Here is a 22,477-nt window from a genome sequence, read left to right on the forward strand (position 1 = left end):
TCCTATCATTCCAAATTCACCCTGCGCTCGCAATGACGAGCGGCGGGGGTGGCAGTTGCTGGTCCCGGTACAAGAACGCCGGCACACCGCGGCAGCCCGGATCGACCTCGAACAGCGCGCCGCCGTGTTGCTCCTCGACGCCGTTGGCGGCGCTGGTCACGTAGAGGCGGTCGAGATCGACCCCGCCGAACACGCAATTGCTGATCTGGCTGGCGGGCAGCGCGATGCGGCGCAGCAGCACGCCCTCGGGCGAGAAGCGGGTGACGCACGAGGCGCCCCAGCACGCGACCCACAGGCAGCCCTCGGCATCGAACGTCATGCCGTCGGGCGAACCCCAACCCTCCTCGAACACCACGAAAGGCGTGCGTTCGCCCGGCACGCCGTCTTCCAGCGGATAGCGGAAGATGACGCCCAGCGCGCTGTCGGTGTGCAGCAGGAAGCGGCCTTCGGGGTCGATCGCCGGGCCGTTGGGGATCGTGTAGGGTGTTGCGTCGGCGCGGGTGACCGTGCCGTCGAAGCGCCAGAATGCGCCGGTCGGCACGTCGCACGAGAACGGCATCGTACCCAGCCAGAGGCGGCCCTGCGGGTCGGCTGCGGCGTCGTTGACCCGGGTTGCCCCGGTCTGGCCGGGTATCTGCGCCAGGACATCGACGGTGAAGGGATCGAACGCCACTTGCGCGATCGAACGGCCGATCCCTGCAAGGAAGCCGCCCTCCGCGCGCTCGATGATCCAGCCCGCGACGTCGGGCGCCTCCCAGCTCTCGACCAGCCCGGTGGCCGGGGAGAGCCGGTTGATGCGGCGGCCGAGAATGTCGGTCCAGTACAGCACGCCCTCGCGCGCCGACCAGAACAGGCCCTCGCCCAGCGTATCGACGCGGTCACGGGCGATCACGCCGACGCTGCCCCCGGCAACCATCAGTGGCTGTCCCTCGGCAATCCGCGCGTCTGCGCGATGCGCTGGTACTTCTCCGAGCCTTCGAGGATCGCGCCGGTGGCGAACTGGCCGACGAGACTGCGCTGGATTTCCTGCCACGGCGTCTGCGATTCCGGGGTCACGCGGCGCTCGACCTTGACCAGTTCCTCGCGGCGGCGGGCGATCTCGGCGTCATCGACCAGCATGTCGGCGCTGCGATTGGCAAGGTCGATGCGGACCCGGTCGCCGGTGCGCAGCAGGGCGAGACCGCCGCCGACCGCAGCTTCCGGGGAGGCGTTGAGGATCGAGGGGCTGCCGCTGGTGCCTGACTGGCGACCGTCGCCGATGCAAGGCAGGGCGTGGATGCCTGCGCGGATCAGCGCGGCGGGGGGACGCATGTTGACGACTTCCGCACCGCCCGGATAGCCGACCGGCCCGGCGCCGCGGATGACGAGGATGGTGTTCTGGTCGATGCCCAGCTCCGGCTCGTCGATACGTGCGTGATAGTCCTCCGGACCGTCGAACACGACGACGCGGCCGGTGAAGGCATCGGGATTCTCGGGATCGGAGAGATAGCGGCTGCGGAACTCCTCGGAAATGACCGAGAGCTTCATCACCGCGCCTTCGAACAGGTTGCCCTTGAGCACGGTCAGCCCCGCAGCGTCCTTGAGCGGGCGCTCGAACGGGCGGATCACGTCGGTATCGACGATACGCGCGCCGACCAGGTTCTCGGCCACCGTCCTGCCGTTGGCGGTCATCGCGGCGCCGTCGATCAGGCCCGCCTTATCGAGCTCGGCCATGACGGCGGGGACGCCGCCCGCGCGGTAGTAATCCTCGCCCAGATACTCCCCGGCGGGCTGCAGGTTGACCAGCAGCGGCACGTCGGCGCCGGTCTGCTCCCAGTCCTCCAGCGTCAATTCCACGCCGATATGGCGGGCGATGGCGTTCAGGTGGATCGGCGCGTTGGTGGAGCCGCCGATGGCAGAATTCACGCGGATCGCGTTAAGGAAGGCCGAACGGGTGAGGATGTCGGACGGCTTGCGGTCGGCCTTCACCATCTCGACGATGGCGCGGCCGGTTTCCCAGGCGCATTCCTGACGGTCGCGGTAGGGGGCGGGGATGGCGGCAGAGCCGGGCAGGGACATGCCCAGAGCTTCACACAGCGAGTTCATCGTCGTCGCGGTGCCCATCGTGTTGCAGTAGCCGGTGGAGGGCGATCCCGATGCCACCAGCTTCAGGAAGCCCTGATAGTCCAGTTCTCCCTTGGCCAGCATCTCGCGCGCCTTCCACACGATGGTCCCGGCGCCGGTGCGCTTGCCCTCGTGCCAGCCGTTGAGCATCGGCCCGACCGAAAGCGCGATCGCCGGGATGTTCACCGTCGCGGCAGCCATCAGCGAGGAAGGCGTCGTCTTGTCGCAGCCGATCGTCAGCACGACGCCGTCGAGCGGATAGCCGTAAAGCAGCTCGACCAGGCTGATATAGGCGAGGTTGCGGTCGAGCCCCGCAGTCGGGCGCTTGCCGGTTTCCTGCAGTGGATGGCTGGGGAACTCGATCGGAATGCCGCCCGCGTCGCGGATTCCGGCCTTGATCCGCTCGGCCAGGACGAGGTGGTGGCGGTTGCACGGCACCAGGTCGCTGCCCGACTGGGCGATGCCGATGATCGGACGGCCGGACTGCATCTCCTCGATGGAGAGGCCGTAGTTCAGATAACGCTCCAGATAGAGCGCCGTCATGTCCGGGTGGCTCGGATCGTTGAACCAGGCGCGCGAGCGCAGCGTCCGGACCGATGTGGGGCCAAATGCGGGGCCAAATGCGGGAATGCTGTCGTCAGCGGAAGAAATGTTCGCCTCCCATGAATCTCGCTCAGTTTCCATCGTGCGCCGCGCGAAAGCGGGGCGTCTCGCGGGAGCGTTGCCTGAATGCCGCTACCACCGCCCCATATGCGTGGCAACTTATTTATCGTACAAATATGGCTTGTAGGACCAAGGTTGCAGGTATAAGAGCGCCGACAAGCTGACCAGGGAGTCGGCTTTTCGTGAGGGAGGGATTATGAATCGCATAACCAGAACGCTCGTCCTGTCGTCTTCGGCGCTTGCGCTGGTCGCATGGACGCCTGCTCGTGCGCAGGATGCGGCGCCACCACCCGCCGACGCCAACGAGATCGTCGTCACCGGCCAGCGCGCGAGCCTCGAGGCGGCGCGCAACGTCAAGAAGAACTCCGACCTCGTGGTCGATTCCATCGTCGCCGAGGACATCGGCAAGCTGCCCGACACCTCGGTCGCGTCCGCGCTGCAGCGCGTTGCAGGCGTGCAGGTGTCGAACGGCTTCAACAATGAAATCCAGAGCCCGATCGTGCGCGGTCTTGGTGACATCCTGACGACGCTCGACGGACGCGAAATCTTCACCGGCGTTGGTCGCGGCTTCGCGTTCCAGGACCTTCCGGCCGAAGCGGTCGGCGGCATCGACGTCTACAAGTCGAATTCGGCCAATCTGATCGAAGGCGGCGTCGCCGGCGTCATCGACATGAAGCTGCAGAAGCCCTTCAACTTCGACAAGGGCCTGACCATCGCCGCCAACGGCCGCGTCTACAACGGCCGCGTGTCCGACAAGACCAGCTACACCGCCGGTCTGCTCGTCTCGAACCGCTGGGACGCCGGTGACGGCCAGATGGGCCTGCTCGTCGACGTGTCCTACGCACGCAACAACTTCAGCCGCCCGATCTCGTTCAACTGCGACCCGCGTTCGTCCAACCATGGCCCGGCGGGCGCCGAGGACATGGTGCTGCCGACCTGCACCGGCGGCCTGACCGACACCGGCCACAACACCCGCCCGCAGGTGAACGCCGCGTTCCAGTGGGAAATCACCCCGGAACTCGAACTCTACGTGGATGGCCTCTACAGCGGCTATCGCTCCGAGTTCGCGACCAACTTCATCTTCTCGGACCTGTTCGCGGGCAGTTCGATCACCAATGCCGTCGCAGGAGACAATTGCTTCTCGGCGCCGGTCAACGACGTGGGCTTCGCGGGCGGATCGGGCGATCCGGTCGAGAACCTGTGCATCGGCAAGTCGGCCACATTCAACGGCGTCGACGTGCTCACCAGCACGCAGGCCAAGAAGCAGCGCACCGACCAGTACGTGCTGGGCGGCGGCATGAAGTGGAACACCGACACCGCGCACCTCGTCTTCGACGCCAGCTACATCCAGTCGAAGAACGCCAACCGCACGATCATCGTCGATACCGCCAAGCATGGTGCGTCGGTCGACGTCGTCGTGAACGACAACGGCCACGGAACCACCGTCATGCAGGGCGATCCGCTGGGCACGGCCGAAGGCTTCGTCTTCGCCAACACGCTGTATCAGGACCTCAACAAGTCCAACAGCCGCCAGTACGCCTTCAAGCTGGACAGCGCGTTCGACATCGACAGCGATTTCCTGCGCCAGTTCCAGGTCGGCGCGCGCTATTCGGACCGCAAGGGTTCCTACCGCGCCTCGGTCGGCGGCCCGGCCTTCCCGGGAGACAACCGCGCCACGCTGGTTTCCTCGGTGGGCCTGCCTTCGGACTTCATGGTGAAGTCGCCGGACTCGATCCGGTATATCAACAACGGCGCGCACTGGTATACGCCGAACGCCGACTACCTGCTGAACCACACGGATGAACTGCGCGAGTTGTACGGCGCTCCTGCCGGAGACATCGACTGGCAGCCGACCCGTAACTTTGACGCTTCGGAAAAGACGTTCGCGGCTTACGTCCAGGGCAAGTACCAGCTCGACATCGGCGACGTCTCGATGATCGACGGCCTCGTCGGCGTGCGTCTCGTGACGACCAGGCGCGTGCTTGCGGGCACCTCCCTGATCAATAACGCACTCGTACCGGTAAGCCGCGACACCGACGACACTTACGTGCTGCCCAACGCGAGCATTCGCTTCAAGGCGAACGACCAGCTCCAGTTCCGCGCGACTTACGCCAAGACCGTGTCACGCCCCGCATTCGGTGACCTGAACCCGGGCCTGTCGCTGGCGGCGCCCGGCGGCAACCCGAACGTGATCCTTGCCGGATCGGGCGGCAACCCCGACCTCAAGGCGCAGGAATCGAACAACTTTGACGTCACCGCCGAATACTACTTCGGCCGTTCCAGCTACGTTTCGGTGGCAGGCTACTATCGTGATCTGAAGAACCGCGTGTCACCAGACACCTCGATCCAGATCATCGACGGTTACAGGTATCAGATCACGCAGCCGCGCAATCTCGGCTCCTCCAAGCTCAAGGGCATCGAAGTCGCGGGGCAGATGTTCTTCGACTTCCTGCCCGAAGGCCTCGACGGCTTCGGCATGATGGGCACCTTCACGCTGGCCGACAGCAAGGTGACCACCCCCGGGGACCCCCTGGAAGGCAGGGAGCTGCTCGGCGTCTCGAAGTACAACTACACAGCCGGTGCCCTTTACGAAAAGTACGGCATCACTGCGCGCGTCGTCTATACCTGGCGTTCGGGCTACAACGAAACGCTGTTCGGTGCGGGTACGCTGACGAGCGCGAACTTCACCAGCCAGTTCAACAAGGTGAAGTCGACCGGCCGCCTCGACTTCTCGGTCGGTTACGACGTGACGCCGAACGTCACGGTGACCGTGGACGGCGTGAACGTGACGGGCGCGAAGTACTACAGCTACTTCGACACTCCCGCATTCCCGCACGACATCCGCATCGACGACAGGTTCTACGGCGCGAGCATCCGCGTGAAGTACTGATCATCCCCCCGGGGGCGGGGCCGAGCGCAAGCGGCCCTCCTCCTCCAAATGCCCCCGGGTACATCGGGCGGGACGGCCTTGCCGCTGTCCCGCCCATTTTTTCATCAGGAGAGCAGGCGCGGCACCGACATCGTGCGGATGGAGAAACGCGCGTCGGGATGCTCCACTCCGTCGCGGTGCGCGGCCCGGTGCTGGACGACGCCGTTCTTGCCGAAGCCTTCCACCACCGGCCGGTCGGTCTTGCTCGAGAGCCACAGGCGCAGGAGATGGCGTTTGCGCTGGGGCTCGGGCCAGTCGAAGAACTCGGTGCGGGAGTGCAGGGCGGCGTAGTTCGACAGCCACTGGATATCACCGGGCCTGAAGTCCATGGCGATCGCCATGCCCGGCTCGTAAGTGATCTCGTCGAAGAGGCGCAGCACTTCAAGCTGGTCGTCGGTCAGCCTGGGCACGCCGGGATACTCTTGCGCCGTCACGATGTAGAGCGAGCCCGCGTACATCGAGAATACCCCGTCCTCGACGCTTACCACCGGGGAAGTATAAGTATCGGCGGGAGCCTCCTGGTCCTGCCGCCGCCAGTCCCAGTGGAACGGTTCCAGCAGAAGATGCGCAAGATCCGGTCGGCGGCGCAGGATCTCGTTGTAGATCTCCGCACCCGAGACGAGGCACGACAGCCCGCCCTGGCGCGCGCCGCGCAGGCACATCAGCGCAACGATGTCCGAACTGTCCGAGTGATAGACCAGCTTGTCCCGCACTTTGGAGGACTTGGCGGTGGGATCGTCCATCGTCTTGTCACTGGTGGCGTAGACGTGATCGAGCAGGTCGCCCATCTCGTTCTGGCGGATCGGATCGCCCATGTGCAGGCCGAGCACGTAATAGATCGCACAGGACAATGCGTCGGAATAGAGGTCCGAGCGCAGCCCGCGCACCAGCACGAAGCCGCGCCCGAAATCCACGTCCTCGCGCCACGCCGCCACTGCCTCGGCACAGGCGAGCAGGGGGTAGTCCCGCGCCTGCACGAAGCGCAGGTCCGGGTCGTCCTCCAGGAAGCGCTTGCCCAGTGTTTCCAGTTCGGCGAGCTGGGCCGCATCGAGTTCGTAGACCCACTCCTGTCCCTCCATAAGACGGTCCCCGCGCCACGCGGCAGCGGTCAGCACGGAGCCAAGAGCGGAGGTGGAAGGAACTTCGGCGACGGTCATGCGGCATCTCCTGTGGCGCGTGGCGGCACTCTAGGCATGATGGCAGCGCAATGTCTTGATGCTGGACGCACACGAATGTGCGCGAGCGCCCTCGAACGGCCACAGGCAAAAGCCTTTTCTGTGCACTGATTTGGCCTAAAAAGCTGAGCATTCGGCTGTTTTGCGTTGACCACATCATTTTTTGTATACTAAAAAGTACTTTTGTGGCCGCATCGATTCGACGGCCCATCGGGAGCTTGCGCGATGGCGGCGAATGCTGCGCTGGAAGACAATTACGCCACGGCGTTTGGCGGAAAGGCCGGTTTCGGGCGTTCCCCGGCGCTGATCCTGATCGATTTCGTCGAAGCCTACTTCGCGCCCGACAGCCCGCTCTATGCCGGGGTGGAGGACGCGCTCGCTTCGGCGCTGCGGGTACGCGAAGCCGCGCGGGCGGCGGGAGTGCCGGTGATCCTGACAAATGTGGTCTATCATCCGGGCGGCGTGGACGGCGGCCGCTTCTTCGAGAAAGTGCCCGCACTCGAAGCTTTCGTCGCCGGCAACCCGATGGGCGCATGGCCGCAGGGACTTGCACCGCAGGCGGACGAGATCGTCCTGACGAAGCAATACCCCAGCGCGTTCTTCGGCACTTCGCTCGCCGCGACGCTGACCGCACGGGGCATCGACCAGGTGATCCTCGGCGGCCTGTCCACCAGCGGCTGCGTGCGCGCGACCTGCGTAGACGCGATGTCGCACGGCTTCCGCACCGCCGTCGTCGCCGACGCCTGCGGCGATCGCCATCCCGAGCCGCACAGGGCCAACCTCTTCGACATGAACGCCAAGTACGCGGACGTCGTCTCCGAAGCGGCAATCCTCGCCTATCTGTCCGAACTGGAAACCGTATGATGACCACCGCAACGATCGAGATCGTCGAGGTCGCCCCGCGCGACGGGCTGCAGAACGAGAAAGTCCTCGTCTCGCTGGAGGACAAGGCCGAACTGATCCGCCGCCTGATCGACTGCGGCGCGCGCCGGATCGAGGTCGGCAGCTTCGTGAACCCCAGGAAAGTGCCGCAGATGGCGGGCACCGACGAACTCCTAGCCATGCTGCCGCGCCGTGACGACCTTACTTATATCGGCCTCGTCATGAACATGCGCGGGCTGGAGCGCGGCCTTGCTGCAGGGATCGACGAGGCGGGCGCGGTCTGCGTCTCCACCGACGGTTTCGCTATGCGCAACCAGGGCCAGACCAGCGACGAATCCATCGCGGTCGCCTCCGAAATCGTGCTGGCGGCCAAGGCCGCTGGCAAGAGCGGGCAAGTGACTATCGGCGCCGCTTTCGGCTGCCCCTTCGAGGGCGAAGTGCCTGCGGAGCGTGTCGTCGCCATGGCCCGGAAACTCGCCGAATGCGCCCCGCGCGAGATTGCGCTGGCCGACACCATCGGCGTTGCCGTACCCGCGCAGGTATCGCGTCTCGTGACGCAAGTGCGCGAGGCGATCGGCGACATTCCCGTGCGCGTCCACCTCCACAACACCCGCAACACCGGCATCGCCAATGCCTGGGCCGCGATCGAGGCCGGCGCGACCACGCTCGACGCCGCGCTCGGCGGGATCGGCGGCTGCCCCTTCGCGCCCAACGCCACCGGCAACATCGCGACCGAGGACCTGCTCTACATGCTGGACCGCTCGGGCGTGGCGAGTGGCTACGACCTCACGGCCACGATCGGCCATGCCAAGTGGCTGGAAACGGTCATGAACAAGCCCCTTCCCGCAATGGTGAGCCGCGCCGGCTCGTTCCCGCAGACCATCGAACAGAAAGCCTGACCGCCATGGACACCCCTAACACCGGAGCCTTGACCGACATTCGCGTGGTCGAACTCGGCCAGCTGATCGCCGGGCCGTTCTGCGGCCAGCTGCTCGGCGACATGGGCGCCGAAGTCATCAAGGTCGAACCGCCGCAGATCGATGGGAAGGGCGGCGGCGACCCCATGCGCAACTGGGGCCACGGCGACGCCAAGCTGTGGTGGGAAGTCGTCGCGCGCAACAAGAAGTCAGTCAGCGCCAACCTGCGCGTGGCCGAGGGGCAGGAGATCGTGCGCAAGCTTGTCGCCCATGCCGACATCCTGATCGAGAACTTCAAGCCCGGCACCATGGAAAAGTGGGGCCTCGGCCCGGACGTGCTGCACGAAATCAACCCGCGCCTGATCATCGTGCGCGTCTCGGGCTACGGCCAGACCGGGCCTTATTCCTCGCGCGCGGGCTTCGGCGGCATCGGCGAGGCCATGGGCGGATGGCGCTACATCGTCGGCGATCCCGACCGCGCGCCGAGCCGCATGGGCGTCTCGATCGGCGACAGCCTTGCCGCGACTTACGGCTGCATGGGCGCGCTGGCCGCGCTCCATGCCCGCGAGCGGACCGGCAAGGGCCAGGTCGTCGACAGCGCGCTCTACGAAGCGGTGCTGCAGGTGATGGAAAGCCTGGTGCCGGAATACATGGTCTCCGACCACATGCGCCGCCGCACCGGCTCGATCCTGGAGGGCATCGCCCCGTCGAACGTCTATCCGACCAGCGACGGCGAATATCTGATCGGCGCCAATCAGGATGCGATCTTCAAGCGGCTCTGCGCCGCCATGGGCCGCCCCGAACTGGGCAACGACGAGCGCTACGCGACCCACATCGCGCGCGGCCAGCGTCAGGCGGAGTTGGACGATCTCATCGCTGAATGGACCCGCACCCTGACTGTGGACGAGCTGGAGGAGAAGATGATCGAGCACTCGATCCCCGCCGGCAAGATCTACCGCGCGCCCGAGATGCTGTCCGACCCGCACTTCGCCGCGCGCGAGGCGCTGATCGACGTCGAGCACCCGCAGTGGGGATCCTTCAAGATGCAGAATGCCTTCCCCAAGCTGTCGGCCACGCCATCCTCGGTGCGCCGCCGCGCGCCGCTGGAAATCGGGCAGGACAATGCCGAAATCTACGGCGGCCTGCTGGGCATGAGCGAGGACGAGATCACGGCATTGAAGGCCGGCGCGGCGATCTGAGGCTATGGGCGGGGGCTTTTGCGAGCCCCCGCTTTGCTTGCCCGCAGCCTCGAGGTTTGGTCGGCAGCTGACGCCCCGTAGCTGACTTTGCCTTATCCTCCCTGTCGCGCAGCGATGGGGAGGGGGACCGCTCGCGTAGCGAGTGGTGGAGGGGGACAAACCCCTCCGTCAGCGACTGCGTCGCTGCCACCTCCCCATTCCTTCGGAACAGGGAGGATGAACGGTAACATCCCACCCAAAGTCATCATTCCAACACCATCATCATCCCAGCGAAGGCTGGGACCGTTATGACCATGATGCGCCTTGTCGGCAGGGCGCCCCAACTCCACCCGAGCCTCGCCGAGACGTTGCTAGATAACGAGAGCGGTCCCAGCCTTCGCTGGGATGACGGTCTGCGTCTGGAACGGCCGCTTCCCACCCAAAGCTGACGCCGCCTCAACTCCCTAAATCAGCCCTCCGCAGGCACCAGCCTCGCGTGCAGCGCGCGGCGAATATGCGCGGTCATCAGCGCCTCGGCCCAGTCGGGGTCGCGGCGGGCGAGGGCGGTGGTGATCTCGACGTGCTCGCGGTAGCTGCGCAGCAGTTGTTCGCGGCTGTAGGCACGCACCGTCTGCTGGACCACCGGCTGCAGCACCAGCTTGCCGAGAAGCGCGGCGAGGCGGTCGGAGGCCGCCGTCTCCAGGATCAGCGCGTGGAAGCGGGCATTGGCGGCGAGATAGGCGGGAAGATCGAAATCGAGGTCCTCGATCACCGTGCGCATCGCCTCGTTAGCGGCGGTCAGACCCGCAATCACGCTCGCGTTGGCGCGGGTGGCGGCGCGGCGGACGGCATAGGCTTCGAGCATACCGCGCAGGACGAAAACTTCCTCCAGATCGTCGTTGTTCCACTCAGCCACGAAGGAGCGCTGGCTGTCCGTGCGGCGCACGAAAAGCTCGGCTTCCAGCTGGCGGATAGCGGCGCGAACGGGCGTGCGCGATACGCCGCAGAGCGCCGCCAGCTCCTCTTCCTTGAGCTGAGTCCCGGGAGCGAGTTCGCCCGACAGGATGCGGCTGCGCAGTTCCTCGTAGGCCTGATCGCTGGCTTTCGACACTCAAAACCTTCCCGGCACACGGCGGCACTCAACGGCACACAAAGGGTGCACAACGCTACCAAACCATCCTCGCAGGACGACTTCGAAGCGCGGCGCACCCTTTGCAATGATATGCCACCGGAACCGCGCGGGAAAGGTCTTTGTATACTAAATTACCAACGCCCTCCCAGCGCGCGGAACAGATCAACTTGCGCGAAGGCGACCTCGCGCTTGGCGGCGGCGGAGTCTGCTTCGGCGCTGGCCAGCGTGCGCTGGGCGTCGAGGACGTTGAGGGCGTCGATCTGGCCGCGGCTCTGGCGGGCGAGGCTGACGTTGGCGGCGCGGTTCGCCGCGTCTCGTGAGGCGGCGAGGCGTTCCTGCCGGAGCAGGGCGTTGCGGTAGGCGGACAGGGCCGTCTCGGTTTCGCCCAGTGCCGTCAGCACGGTGCCGTCGAAGGTGGCGAGGTCGGCCTTGGCGTCGGCCTTGCTTTCGTTGATGCGGGCGCGGATCGCTTCCTGGTTGGGGAAAGCCCACGAGATCAGCGGGCCGAGCAGCCAGCGTAAGGGGCCGCCGCCGAACACGTCGGTCGCGCCGACCGCCGTGGTGCCGATCGAGCCGCCCAGCGTGATGCGCGGGTAGAGGTCCGCCGTCGCCACGCCAATGCGCGCGGTGTCGGCGGCGAGGCGGCGCTCGGCAGCCTTCACGTCGGGGCGGCGGGCGAGCAGCGTGGCGCCGTCGCCGACCGGGATCGGAGTGGCGACGTTGGGGGTGGTGTCGCGCGCGATCACGCTGTCGGGCAGGTCCTGCGGGGTGCGGCCGGTCAGGACGGCGATGCGGAACAGCGCGGCGTCGCGGCGGGCCTGCAGCGTCGGGATGGCGGCGGCCTGTGCCTCGCGCAACTGGGTGACGCGGATGACGTCGAGCTTCTGGTTGAGGCCGCGCTCGAACCGTGCATTGGTGATGCGCTCCGAGCGGGCGAGGAGGTCGACGGTGCGCTGCGCGACGTCGATCTGTTCGTTGGCGCTGGTGGCGTCGACATAGGCGCGCACGGTGTCGGCGACCACGGTGACGCGCACCGCGTCGGCATCCTCCTGCGCGGCGGCGAGGTCCGCGCGCGAGGCTTCGATGCCGCGCTTGACGCGGCCGAACAGGTCCACCTCGTAGTTCACCGAGAGCCCGCCATCGACGCGGCGGCCTTCACGGTCGAAACCGGGGAGGACCTGCGCCTCGGAGACGCGGCCGTATGTGCCGGTGGCGCTGAGGTCGGTGGAGGGCAGGCGGTCGGCGCGCGATCCGCGCAAGGTGGCGCGGGCCTTCTCGATGCGCGCCACGGCGACGCGGATGTCGGTGTTGGCGGCCAGCGCGTCGGTTACGAGGGCGTTGAGCGCCGGGTCGTTGTAGAGCTTCCACCAGTTGTCGTCCGGGGCGGCGGTGGTGACGTCGGCGCTCTGCACGCCGACGAACGGCGCCTCAGCCGAAGCGGGCGGAGTGGGGGCCACATGGTCCGGCCCGACGGCGCAGGCGGAAAGGGCGGTGGCGGCGAGGAGGGCCGCTAAAGTCTGCTTCATCATCGGATATGTCCTGTGTCGATGAAATCGTGAGGTGGGCGCCGGGGGCTTCGACAAGCTCAGCCTGAGCGGGGGTGGGGGATTTCGCGAAGCGTTGGGCGAGGGGATCGGGATAAATCCCAACCCCGCTCGCCCTGAGCTTGTCGAAGGGCCTCAACGCCGCCCTTCGTTATTCAGCCGGAACCGCGTGGAGGTCCGCGTGATGCGGGCGCGGACGGCGGCGCAACTTTTCCGCCAGACCCCGGCACACCACGTAGAACGTCGGCGTGAACAGCAGGCCGAAGCCGGTAACGCCGGTCATGCCGAAGAACACCGCCGTGCCCAGCGCCTGCCGCAGTTCGGCACCGGCGCCTTGCGCGATCACCAGCGGGACTGCGCCCAGGATGAACGCGAAGCTGGTCATCAGGATCGGACGCAGGCGGGTCTGCGCGGCGTAGACGGCCGCCTCGACGATGCCCATGCCCTGTTCCTCCTCGGCCTGCTTGGCGAATTCGACCACGAGGATCGCGTTCTTGGCCGCCAGCGCGATCAGCACGACGAGGCCGATCTGGGTGAGGATGTTGTTGTCCATGCCCCGCAGGTTCACGCCCGCCATGGCCGCGAAGAGGCACATCGGCACGATCAGCACGATCGCCAGCGGCAGGGTCAGGCTCTCATACTGCGCGGCCAGCACGAGGAAGACGAAGACCACGGCCATGCCGAAGACGATCGCCGCCGTGTTGCCCGCCGTCACCTGCTGGTAGGCGATGCCGGTCCACTCGAAGCTGTAGCCCGAGGGAAGCGTCTCGTCGGCGACCTTCTCCATGGTGGAGAGGGCCTGTCCGGTCGAGAAGCCCGGCGCCACGCTGCCGTCGACTTCCACGGCGGGATGCAGGTTGTAGCGCACCACGCGGTAGGGGCCGGTCTTGTCCTGGAAGGTGGCGACCGAACCGATCGGCACCATCGCGCCGGAGTTCGAGCGGGTCTTCAGGTTGGCAAGGTCGGCGATCGAACCACGGCTGCCCTGATCCGCCTGCGCGGTGACGCGGAAGGTGCGGCCCAGCAGGTTGAAGTCGTTCACGTAAGCCGATCCGAGGTAGACCTGCAGCGTCTCGAACACGCGCTCGGGCGGAATGCCGAGCATGTCGGCCTTGCGGCGGTCGATGTCGGTGAAGACGCGCGGGGTGTCCTGGTTGAACAGGGTGTAGACCTGCGCCAGATCCTTCTGCTGGTTGGCCTTGCCGATCACGCCGCCCGCCGCTTTGGCGAGTTCGGTGTAGCCGCGACCTTCGTTGTCTTCCACGATCATGCGGTAGCCGCCCGGGGGGACGATGCCGTTGATGGTCGGTGGCGGAATGACGAGGACCATGGCCTTGTCGTAGCCTTTGAGCGCTTCCTGCGCCTGCGCCATGATTTCCGCGCCGGTCACGCCCAGTTCCTTGCGCTCCTCGAAGCTCTTGAACGGGAAGTAGATCGCGGCCGAATCCGGCGAAGCGGTGCGCGAGGGGCCGTGGAAGCCGGCGAACATCACCGCGCCGCGAATGCCCTTGATAGGCAGGAGACGCTTGGCGATGTCCTTGGTCACCTCGTCCGTGCGCTCCAGCGAGGAGCCCGAGGGCAGGAACGCGGCGGCAAGGAAGTAGCCCTGATCCTGCTGCGGGATGAAGCCGGTCGGCGTCGCCCAGAACAGGCCCACGGTTCCGGCGATGAGGGCGGCATAGGTCGCCATCATCCGGGTGGGGGCCTTGACCAGACGCAGGGTGAGGCGGGCGTAGCTGGCGCTCATCCGGTCGAAGCCGTGGTTGAACGTGTCCGCGCCCGACTGGAGCGCGCGGCGCCAGCGGGGGGCTTCGGGTCCGACCCGCTCCTTGTGCTTGAGCAGCAGCGCGGCCATCGCGGGCGAGAGCGTGAGCGAGAGCACCAGCGAGATGACCGTGGCGGTCGAGATGGTCACTGCGAACTGCTTGTAGAATTGGCCCGAGATGCCGGTAATGAAGAGCGTCGGCACGAACACCGCGCAGAGCACCAGCACGATCGCCACCAGCGCGCCGGACACTTCGTCCATCGAACGGCGGGCGGCTTCGAGCGGGGTCAGGCCCTCCTCGATGTAGCGCTCCACGTTCTCGACCACGACGATCGCGTCATCGACGACGATGCCGATGGCGAGCACGAGACCGAACAGCGAGAGGTTGTTGAGCGAATAGCCCACCGCCATCAGCATGATCGCGGTGCCGACCAGCGAGACCGGGATCGCGAGGATCGGAATGATCGCCGCGCGCCAGTTCTGCAGGAACACCAGGATCACGAGGACGACGAGGATCACCGCCTCGAACAGCGTGTGGTACACCGCGTCGATCGACTGGCCGATGAACTCGGTGGGGTTGTAGATGACCGAGTATTCAAGTCCCTTGGGGAACTTGGCCTGCATGGCGTCCATCTCGGAACGCACCAGCTTGGCGGTTTCGAGCGCGTTGGAGCCAGGGCGCTGCATCACCGCCATGACGACGGTGGGATTGCCCGAAAGGTAGGTGTTGGTGGTGTAGTCCTGCGCGCCCAGTTCCACGCGGGCGACGTCGCGCACGCGGACCTGATGGCCGTCCGCATCGGTGCGCACGATGATGTCGGCGAACTGCTGCGGCTCGGTCAGGCGGCCCTGCGCCTCGACGCCGATCTGGTAGGCGTTGCCCTTGTCGAACGGGGGCGCACCGATGGCACCGGCCGAAATCTGCACGTTCTGCGCGCGCAGGGCGGCGACGATCTCGCCTGCCGTCAGGTTGAGCTGCGCGGCGCGGCCGGGATCGATCCAGATGCGCATGCCGTAGTCGCGCGCGCCGAAGGTCTGCACGTCGCCCACGCCGTCAAGCCGCGCGAGGCGGTCCTTCACTTGCGTCAGCGCATAGTTGGAGATGTAGTCGCGGTCATAGGTGCCGTCCGGAGACTGCAGGTTGACCACCATCAGGAAGTCCGGGCTGGCCTTCTTGGTGACCACGCCCATCGAGCGCACCGCGTCGGGAAGGCGCGGTTCGGCGATGGCGACGCGGTTCTGCACCAGCACTTGCGCGGCGTCGAGGTCGGTGCCGATCTTGAAGGTGACGGTGATCGTCACCTTGCCGTCGCCGGTCGACTGCGAGTCCATGTAGAGCATGTTGTCGACGCCGTTGATCTCCTGCTCGATGGGAGCGGCGACGGTGTCAGCGACGGTCTCGGCCGAGGCGCCGGGATACTGCGCGTTGACCGTGACGGTGGGGGGGACGATGTCCGGGTACTGGCTCACCGGCAGGCCGATGAACGCGATGGCACCGACGATGGTGATGATCACCGCGACGACGCCCGCGAAGATCGGACGGTCGATGAAGAAGCGGGAAAGTCGCATTGGGAGTGCCCCTGATGGGCGCGCGTCGGTCCGGGCTGCGGGCGGTGTGCCTGCAACTTGGGGAGCCGGGCGCGCCGGTTGGCGCGAAAATTTGCAAGAACGGTTGCGGGCTTACGAGATGCCCGCCCATCACTCACCGTCACCCTGAACTTGTTTCAGGGTCCATCGTGCCGATCGAACTGCCGTGTGACCGGCGCAATGGATCCTGAAACAAGTTCAGGATGACGGCGGGGTATTTATGGTACGTCTGTGTGGTGATTTGTCGTCAGTCGAACGTCGCCTGCGCCGCTGCCGGTTCGGCCGGCGCGGGTGCGCTTTCGACCTTGCCGCGCGTGATGGTGCCCGCCTTGGTCGTGACCCTGGTGCCCGGGATCGCCGCCTGATAGTTCGAGACGATCACGGAATCGCCCGCATCCAGCCCGGAGCGGATGACGCGCAGGTCGTCCACCAGCGGCCCGACCTGGACCGGCTTGGCGGCGACGGTGCCGTCCTTGCCGACGACCATCACCACCTTGCGGGTCTGGTCCGAACGCACGGCGGCGTCGGGAACCAGCGTCGCCTTGACGGTGCCGCCATTGGCGAGGCGCATGTTGCCGAACATGCCCGGCGTCAGGAAGCCGTCCTTGTTGTCGAGGCTGGCGCGGATGCGGATGGTGCCGGAGCTGGGGTTCAACCCGTTGTCGGTGAAGTCCAGCTTGCCCTTCCAGCGATAGGCCGTTTCGTCCTGCAGACGCACTTCGACGTCCGAAGTCGCGCCCCTGGCCTTGTCGCGCTGCGCCTTGAGGAACAGCGATTCAGAGGCATCGAAGGTGAAGTAGATCGGGCTGACGGCGTTGATCGTGGTCAGCAGCGTGGCGTTCGCCCCGGCGTCGCCCGAGACGAGGTTGCCCGCGTCCACCCGGCGATCCGACACGCGGCCTGAAATCGGCGCGCGCACGGTGGCGAATTCCACGTCGAGGCTGCGCGACCGCACCCGCGCCTGAGCCGCCGCCAGCGCCGCTTCGGCAGCACGGACGCGCGAGCGCAGGTTGTCGACTTCGCTGGCGGCCATCGCCTCGTCCCCGGTCAGGCCAGCCACGCGGGCATAGTCCGAACGGGCGAGGGCCAGAGTGGCATTGGCCGAAGCCGCATCCGCCCGCGCTTCGGCGAGCGAGGCGGCGTAAGGGCGCGGATCGACCACGAACAGCGCCTGTCCGGCCTGCACGTAGTCGCCGTCCCTGAACAGCACTTGCGTGATGGCGCCCGAGACACGCGGGCGCACTTCGACCGTCTTGCTGGGCGCGAAGCGGCCGACGTAGTCGTCCCACTCGGTGACGTCCTTCACCAGCGGATGGGCCACCTGCACCAGCGCGGGCGGAGGCAGGGCGGCGGCGGGCTCCGTACCGCCGATGAACTTCCAGCCAAGCCCGGCGACCGCGACGAGCGCCAGCGCGCCGATGGCGATCTGGGCCCGACGCGAACCGGTGCGCTGCTTGGTGGTCTGTTCGCCGGAAGCGTATTCGGAGGGGATTTCGAGTTTGGTCGCGACTGTCACGCGGAGATGCTCCGGAAGGGGGGGCGATTGCGCCCGATGGTATCGATGACGGCGCCGATCTTGGCCTCGGAATACCCGGCTTCGCGGGCCTCCCGCAGCGCCGAGACCGGCAGGGTGTAACCGTGGTGCCAGGCGCGCACGGCCAGACGGCGCAGCGCTTCGAGGCGTTCGTTCGCCAGCATGGGCGAGGGCGGCGTGGGGCCAAGGATCAGGCGCGCCAGCCAACCGCGCTTGCGCTGCGGTTTCAGCGATTGCATCCCGTCGGTCCGCGCGAGGGCGAGGATGCGCCGCTCCGTCAGCGTCAGCGGTTCGACGAGCGTACTGGCCGAGGGGGCCTGCGAGATCGGCAGCGCCTGCAGCGCTGCATCGGAAAAGTCGATGAAGGCCATGTCCGTGCTCCTGCGTAAGAAGGGCGAGTTCAGGTGTGCCCCGGCACGCACCCCGGGACAGGGGGGAAGGGTGCGCGCCGGGGCGGCTTCCGGCTTGGGGCAGCCGGAAGGATGCGGGTAAGGCTCTGCCGTCGCCGGACATGCGAATGTCCAGTCGTCGGCGGAAGCCGGATGTGGGTCATCGAGCCGCTTCCCGGATGGGATTGCGACTGTCTGGCGGCCGGTCAGGACCGGTCGGTTATGGGAGTACCCGAGGCCGGGGGAGGCGAATCGGGCGGTTCTTTTCTATACCAAGCGGTATATATTCAGGTCCGGGCAACGTCAAGCAGCTTTCTGTACCGCCCGGTAGATTAGGACTCTGAAGCGGGTTTCAAGAGGCTGAACGCCCGTTGAACGAAATTTTCCGCAAGTGCGAAGAGTGCTGCATTTGTGCGCAGGGGCTTCGACAAGCTAGCCTGAGCGGCGTTGAGAGCGGGTCTTTAAATTCCGCTCAGGCTGAGCTTGTCGAAGCCCCGGCCCAATAGAGCCGTGTTCAGCGCCCCGGCCACATCGCCAGAAAGGTGTCCGCCGTACCCTGCAGCTCTTCCGGCCCGGCACCGCCCTGTGCCTTGACCGAAAGGCCCTGCAGCACGGTGGTGAGGCAGCCCGCAAGCTTGGCAGGGCATACGCTATCAGGCAGATCGCCTTCGTCGCGAGCCTGTTCGAAGCGCTTGATGACGGCGGCTTCCGAGGAGGCGCGGCGCTTGATGACGTCGGCGCGGATCGAGTCCGCCTCGGTCGAGCAGGCGACGGTGCTGATGACGCCGAGGCAGCCGTGAGGGTCGCTGGCACCGCAGTGAGTCGCCAGCGCGCCGCTCAGAAGCCGCTCCGCCACGCCGCGCGCGGTGGGGGCTTCGAGCGCCTTGCCCATATAGGCCAGCTTGTCGCGTTCGTAGAGGTCCAGCGCCTTCTTGAAGAGCGCTTCCTTGTTGCCGAAACAGGCGTAGAGGCTGGGCTTGGTGATACCCATGGCCTCGGTCAGTTCCGCCATCGAGGCGCCCTCGTACCCGTGCGTCCAGAACACCCGAAGCGCGGCTGCAAGAGCCTCGTCAGGATCGAATTCGCGGGGACGGCCCCGCGTCGTCACGGAGCCCGCAGAGGGAGCGGAACATTTCATACCGGGCGGTATATAGGTGCGGCCGCAAGCAGAGTCCAGTGTGACAAGTGTGTCATTGAGTTGCCTGCAGCCCCGCGCCGTCCGGTTCAGTCGATGGTAAAGCTGGTGGTAGCGATACGGTGCAGCACGGCGACCTTGCCCAGCGTGGTATCTCCGCCGGTTTCGTCCTTCTGCGAGGCGGTCAGCAGGTAACGTCCCTTGCCGCGCGTGGGCGCGGTGAAGCTGCCCTGCGCGTCGGTCTTGACCGATTTCGTCCACTTGTCGGGCGAGATCACGGTGACTTCGGCATCGGCCACCGGCTTGCCGTCGCGGACGAGATGGAAGCGGTCGCCGCCCGCCGAGACCGGGGCGATTTCCAGCGGCATCACCGCGCGCGCTTCGGAGCGACCGGCGCGGGCGTAATAGGCGACGCCTTCCTTCTTGCCCTCGTCACCCCACGGCTCGAACACGGTGTCGTCATGCGCGCGCACGTCGCCTGCGGGGACGGCGACTTCGAGGTAGCCCGCCTTGCGGGCCATGGCAGCGGTGCTCGTCGGCAGCAGCCTGGGCGCCTTGAGGTGGTGGAATTCCGGGTCACCGCCTTCGGGCAGCACTTCCGCCGGTTCGCCGAGGTAGATGCGTGCCGGGCCGGTGCCGTCGCGCTCGATCCACACTTCGTGCGCGTGAGCGGCAGGGGCGGCGAGGGCCAGCAGCAGAGGGGCAAATTTCGTGATGGTCATTTCGATCTCCGTGACGTGCCGCCATGCGGCCCCTGTTGCAAGGGCAGTGTCGGTGATCGCGCATCTCCACGCGGCAGACCCGAACTCCGGCCTTCCGCGTGCCGATGCGAATAGCACGGCATCCTCCCTCTCGCCTCCCAGATAGAGCTAATGCGAATTATAAGCAACATGTTGGCGCGACAAAGTGCCATCGCGACTAACGATGGCACTTTGTATTGCAGCAGGGATCAGCCCGGCAGCATCGTGCCCGTATCGATGAAGCGCTGGTGCCAGGACAGCGCCTCGCTCGGCAGCGAGGGGGCGTGGCGGCCGTAGCTGCTGTGGAACGCGCGATCATAATAGTCGCGCAGGGCGTCTCGATAAATCGGGTGCGCGCAGTTCTCGATCACCAGCGCGGCGCGCTTGCGCGGGGTCAGGCCGCGCATGTCGGCGAGGCCCTGCTCGGTCACCAGCACCGCCACGTCCTGCATGATGTGATCGACGTGCGCGGCCTGCGGCACGATCGCCGAAATGGCGCCGCCCTTGGCGGTCGAGGGCGTCATGAAGATCGAGACATAGGCATTGCGCGCGAAGTCGCCCGAGCCGCCGATGCCGTTCTGGATGCGGCTGCCCATCACGCAGGTCGAGTTGACGTTGCCGTAGATGTCCGCCTCGATCAGCCCATTCATGGCGATGCAGCCCAGACGCCGGATCAGTTCTGGATGGTTGGAGATTTCCTGCGGACGCAGGATCATCCGGCTGGCGTAGCGCTCCATCTCGGCATTGATCCGCTCGGCCGCCTCGGGCGAGAGCGAGAACGCGGTGGCAGACGCCATGCGCAGCTTGCCGGCGTCGATGAGGTCCAGCATGCCGTCCTGAATCACCTCGGTATAGGCGGTCAGATCGTCGAACGGGCCGTTGACTAGACCGGTCAGCACGGCATTGGCGATGTTGCCGACGCCCGACTGCAACGGCAGCAGCGAGGCGGGCAGGCGGCCCTTCGCGACCTCATGGCTGAGGAATTCGATGATGTGATCGGCAATCTTCAGCGCATTGGCGTCGGGCGCGGTGAAGGGCAGGTTGCGGTCTGGCGCGTCGGTCTCGACGATGGCGACGATCTTGGCCGGGTCGCACTGCAGCGTCGCCTGGCCGATCCGGTCGTCGGGGCGGACCAGCGGGATCGGCACGCGATGCGGCGGCAGTGCGGTGCCGTAATAGATGTCGTGCATCCCCTCGAGCGCGGCGTTCTGCCAAGAGTTGACCTCCAGGATCACCTTGTCGGCACGGTCGAGCCAGGTCTTGTTGTTGCCCACCGAGGACGAGGGCACCAGCGAACCGTCGGGCCGGATCGCGGTCACTTCCACCACCGCGACGTCGAGCGGACCGAGGAAACCCTGCCACGCCATCGGTGCCACCTGCGACAGATGCATGTCGAGGTAGTCCATCTCGCCCTTGTTGATCCGTTCGCGCGCAATCGGGTCGGAGTTGTAGGGCAGGCGCAGTTCGATGCCATCGGCCTTGGCCAGCGCGCCGTCGAGTTCGGGGCCGGTCGAGGCACCGGTCCAGACCTTCACCCGCATCGGGCAGCCGGCGGCGTGCTCGGCCTCAATGCGCTCGGCCAGCGCCATCGGCACCGCCTTGGGATAGCCGGATCCGGTGAAACCGCTCATGCCGACGGTCTGGCCGTGGCTGATGAGCGCGGCGGCATCCGCTGCGGACATGACCCTGGAACGCAGGTCGGCGCGGGCGATACGATCTGTCATGGATTGCCTCTCAATCTTGGTGGCCTTCTCGGGGCTGCAGTTCCCCTTCGATCCGTGCGCGCGTGAAGACAATATCTCAAATATGCACACCACTTGTGCTACATGCGTTCAAATGAGCAACCTTATTCGATCCATGCGACTCTTCGTGCGCCTTAACGAGGAGGGCAGCTTCTCCGCACTCGGCCGCCGCCAGAACCTCAGCCATACCACCATTGCGCGGGCGATCAGTGATCTGGAGCAACATTTCGGCGTGCGCCTGTTTCAGCGCACCACGCGCAGCCAGGTCCTGACGGCGGACGGCGAGCGGCTGCTTGAGCACGCAGGCGCGATACTCGATCAGCTCGGGCTGGCCGAGGCTGACCTTGCCGGAGCGGTGGCGGCGCGCGGGCTGGTGCGGGTCGGCGTGACGACGGCACTGGGCTTCCATTATGCGCAGCGTCTCTCGGATCTGGCGCAGCATCACCCCGACCTGATGATCGAACTGCTCGTGGCCGATTGGCGCGATGCCGCCGACCATGGCGGCCTGGACTTGTGGCTGTGGGTCGGGGAAGGCGGGACCACGGCCGGAAGCACACCGCTCGGCCAGCTTCCGCGCGTGCTGGTCGCGGCGCCGGAATACGTGGAGCGTCACGGTTCCCCCGCGAGCGGCGATGACCTGAAGCGGCACCAGTGCCTGACTTACGGCTACGCGGCGCGGCCCGCGCCATGGTGGATCGACGGACGCGAACTCGACGTCCGCGGCTTCCTGCGCGCCAATTCCAGCGAAGCGGTGCTCCGCGCGACGAGGGGCGGCCTCGGCATCGGCCTGCTGCCACGTATCCAGGTCGAGGAAGACCTTGCACGTGGGCTCGTCGTGTTGGTCATGCCGGATGCCGAGATTCCCTCGATCCCGGTCATGCTCGCCACTGGTTTTCGCGGGATGCGCATACCGATGCGCGCGCGCGTGGTGATGGACTTTCTCGAAGCCGAATTTCCCTTTTAAGAAAGGCACCTGAAGAGAGAGCGAGGTGTAGGCGCCATCTGTTTTAACAGGTTGCGGAAAAAGGTTCTTTCCTTGAGCCGCTTGAGGTGATTCAGACG

16 protein-coding genes are annotated in these 22,477 nt (G+C 66.4%); 5 read left to right on the forward strand and 11 right to left on the reverse strand.

Annotation, left to right across the window (positions count from 1 at the left end; translation table 11 throughout):
* Positions 1 to 16: 16 nt before the first annotated feature.
* Both ACODRZ_RS07195 and ACODRZ_RS07200 read right to left on the reverse strand, forming a co-directional pair.
* Positions 17 to 916, reverse strand: coding sequence for an SMP-30/gluconolactonase/LRE family protein (locus tag ACODRZ_RS07195; RefSeq protein WP_488969167.1), 900 nt, complete (start codon positions 914 to 916; stop codon positions 17 to 19).
* A complete protein-coding gene (locus ACODRZ_RS07200; protein ID WP_488969166.1) occupies positions 916 to 2,787 on the reverse strand; it encodes an IlvD/Edd family dehydratase in 1,872 nt (623 codons plus the stop codon). The genes ACODRZ_RS07195 and ACODRZ_RS07200 overlap by 1 nt, the downstream gene beginning before the upstream one ends.
* Before the next feature lie 175 nt (positions 2,788 to 2,962).
* Here ACODRZ_RS07200 and ACODRZ_RS07205 point away from each other — a divergent pair, with 175 nt between their 5' ends.
* Entirely contained in the window at positions 2,963 to 5,656 is a 2,694-nt protein-coding gene (locus tag ACODRZ_RS07205; protein ID WP_488969165.1) for a TonB-dependent receptor, read from the forward strand.
* Positions 5,657 to 5,760: 104 nt separating this feature from the next.
* On the opposite strand, the gene ACODRZ_RS07210 is transcribed toward ACODRZ_RS07205, so the two are convergent.
* The gene (locus ACODRZ_RS07210; RefSeq protein WP_488969164.1) at positions 5,761 to 6,852 is read right to left on the reverse strand and encodes a TauD/TfdA family dioxygenase; all 1,092 of its coding nucleotides are present in this window, start codon (positions 6,850 to 6,852) and stop codon (positions 5,761 to 5,763) included.
* A gap of 243 nt (positions 6,853 to 7,095) precedes the next feature.
* On the opposite strand from ACODRZ_RS07210, the gene ACODRZ_RS07215 reads away from it, so the two are divergent.
* Genes ACODRZ_RS07215 through ACODRZ_RS07225 form a run of 3 tightly spaced genes read left to right on the forward strand, consistent with a single transcriptional unit; the run spans position 7,096 to position 9,868 of the window.
* Complete coding sequence (locus ACODRZ_RS07215; protein ID WP_488969163.1) at positions 7,096 to 7,734, forward strand: isochorismatase family protein; 639 nt, start codon at positions 7,096 to 7,098, stop codon at positions 7,732 to 7,734.
* Positions 7,731 to 8,651 carry a hydroxymethylglutaryl-CoA lyase gene (locus ACODRZ_RS07220; protein WP_488969162.1) on the forward strand — a complete coding sequence of 307 codons (921 nt, stop codon included), beginning with the start codon at positions 7,731 to 7,733 and terminating at the stop codon, positions 8,649 to 8,651. The genes ACODRZ_RS07215 and ACODRZ_RS07220 overlap by 4 nt, the downstream gene beginning before the upstream one ends.
* A gap of 5 nt (positions 8,652 to 8,656) precedes the next feature.
* Positions 8,657 to 9,868 carry a CaiB/BaiF CoA transferase family protein gene (locus ACODRZ_RS07225; RefSeq protein ID WP_488969161.1) on the forward strand — a complete coding sequence of 404 codons (1,212 nt, stop codon included), beginning with the start codon at positions 8,657 to 8,659 and terminating at the stop codon, positions 9,866 to 9,868.
* A gap of 448 nt (positions 9,869 to 10,316) precedes the next feature.
* On the opposite strand, the gene ACODRZ_RS07230 is transcribed toward ACODRZ_RS07225, so the two are convergent.
* From ACODRZ_RS07230 to scpC, 8 genes are all read right to left on the reverse strand, one after another.
* Positions 10,317 to 10,958, reverse strand: coding sequence for a GntR family transcriptional regulator (locus ACODRZ_RS07230; protein ID WP_488969160.1), 642 nt, complete (start codon positions 10,956 to 10,958; stop codon positions 10,317 to 10,319).
* A 152-nt stretch (positions 10,959 to 11,110) separates the two neighbouring features.
* Entirely contained in the window at positions 11,111 to 12,508 is a 1,398-nt protein-coding gene (locus ACODRZ_RS07235; protein WP_488969159.1) for an efflux transporter outer membrane subunit, read from the reverse strand.
* Positions 12,509 to 12,674: 166 nt separating this feature from the next.
* The gene (locus tag ACODRZ_RS07240; protein ID WP_488969158.1) at positions 12,675 to 15,857 is read right to left on the reverse strand and encodes an efflux RND transporter permease subunit; all 3,183 of its coding nucleotides are present in this window, start codon (positions 15,855 to 15,857) and stop codon (positions 12,675 to 12,677) included.
* 265 nt (positions 15,858 to 16,122) lie between these two features.
* The gene (locus ACODRZ_RS07245; protein ID WP_488969157.1) at positions 16,123 to 17,391 is read right to left on the reverse strand and encodes an efflux RND transporter periplasmic adaptor subunit; all 1,269 of its coding nucleotides are present in this window, start codon (positions 17,389 to 17,391) and stop codon (positions 16,123 to 16,125) included.
* Entirely contained in the window at positions 17,388 to 17,780 is a 393-nt protein-coding gene (locus ACODRZ_RS07250; RefSeq protein ID WP_488969156.1) for a hypothetical protein, read from the reverse strand. The genes ACODRZ_RS07245 and ACODRZ_RS07250 overlap by 4 nt, the downstream gene beginning before the upstream one ends.
* 532 nt (positions 17,781 to 18,312) lie before the next feature.
* The gene (locus ACODRZ_RS07255; protein ID WP_488969155.1) at positions 18,313 to 18,936 is read right to left on the reverse strand and encodes a TetR/AcrR family transcriptional regulator; all 624 of its coding nucleotides are present in this window, start codon (positions 18,934 to 18,936) and stop codon (positions 18,313 to 18,315) included.
* Between the two features lie 86 nt (positions 18,937 to 19,022).
* On the reverse strand, positions 19,023 to 19,655 hold the full coding sequence (locus tag ACODRZ_RS07260) for a DUF4198 domain-containing protein (RefSeq protein ID WP_488969154.1): 633 nt from the start codon (positions 19,653 to 19,655) through the stop codon (positions 19,023 to 19,025).
* 227 nt (positions 19,656 to 19,882) lie between these two features.
* The gene (gene scpC / locus ACODRZ_RS07265; RefSeq protein WP_488969153.1) at positions 19,883 to 21,397 is read right to left on the reverse strand and encodes a succinyl-CoA:acetate CoA-transferase ScpC; all 1,515 of its coding nucleotides are present in this window, start codon (positions 21,395 to 21,397) and stop codon (positions 19,883 to 19,885) included.
* A 112-nt stretch (positions 21,398 to 21,509) separates the two neighbouring features.
* Here scpC and ACODRZ_RS07270 point away from each other — a divergent pair, with 112 nt between their 5' ends.
* On the forward strand, positions 21,510 to 22,379 hold the full coding sequence (locus ACODRZ_RS07270) for a LysR family transcriptional regulator (protein ID WP_488969152.1): 870 nt from the start codon (positions 21,510 to 21,512) through the stop codon (positions 22,377 to 22,379).
* Positions 22,380 to 22,477: the final 98 nt, after the last annotated feature.

Source organism: Novosphingobium sp. FG90 (assembly GCF_057808725.1).

Bases quoted from the DNA above. Each gene is read 5' to 3' on its own strand.
- ACODRZ_RS07195 (WP_488969167.1), bottom strand. From the start codon at position 916: ATGGTTGCCGGGGGCAGCGTCGGCGTGATCGCCCGTGACCGCGTCGAT.
- ACODRZ_RS07200 (WP_488969166.1), bottom strand. From the start codon at position 2,787: ATGGAAACTGAGCGAGATTCATGGGAGGCGAACATTTCTTCCGCTGAC.
- ACODRZ_RS07205 (WP_488969165.1), top strand. From the start codon at position 2,963: ATGAATCGCATAACCAGAACGCTCGTCCTGTCGTCTTCGGCGCTTGCG.
- ACODRZ_RS07210 (WP_488969164.1), bottom strand. From the start codon at position 6,852: ATGACCGTCGCCGAAGTTCCTTCCACCTCCGCTCTTGGCTCCGTGCTG.
- ACODRZ_RS07215 (WP_488969163.1), top strand. From the start codon at position 7,096: ATGGCGGCGAATGCTGCGCTGGAAGACAATTACGCCACGGCGTTTGGC.
- ACODRZ_RS07220 (WP_488969162.1), top strand. From the start codon at position 7,731: ATGATGACCACCGCAACGATCGAGATCGTCGAGGTCGCCCCGCGCGAC.
- ACODRZ_RS07225 (WP_488969161.1), top strand. From the start codon at position 8,657: ATGGACACCCCTAACACCGGAGCCTTGACCGACATTCGCGTGGTCGAA.
- ACODRZ_RS07235 (WP_488969159.1), bottom strand. From the start codon at position 12,508: ATGATGAAGCAGACTTTAGCGGCCCTCCTCGCCGCCACCGCCCTTTCC.
- ACODRZ_RS07240 (WP_488969158.1), bottom strand. From the start codon at position 15,857: ATGCGACTTTCCCGCTTCTTCATCGACCGTCCGATCTTCGCGGGCGTC.
- ACODRZ_RS07250 (WP_488969156.1), bottom strand. From the start codon at position 17,780: ATGGCCTTCATCGACTTTTCCGATGCAGCGCTGCAGGCGCTGCCGATC.
- ACODRZ_RS07255 (WP_488969155.1), bottom strand. From the start codon at position 18,936: ATGAAATGTTCCGCTCCCTCTGCGGGCTCCGTGACGACGCGGGGCCGT.
- ACODRZ_RS07260 (WP_488969154.1), bottom strand. From the start codon at position 19,655: ATGACCATCACGAAATTTGCCCCTCTGCTGCTGGCCCTCGCCGCCCCT.
- scpC (WP_488969153.1), bottom strand. From the start codon at position 21,397: ATGACAGATCGTATCGCCCGCGCCGACCTGCGTTCCAGGGTCATGTCC.
- ACODRZ_RS07270 (WP_488969152.1), top strand. From the start codon at position 21,510: ATGAGCAACCTTATTCGATCCATGCGACTCTTCGTGCGCCTTAACGAG.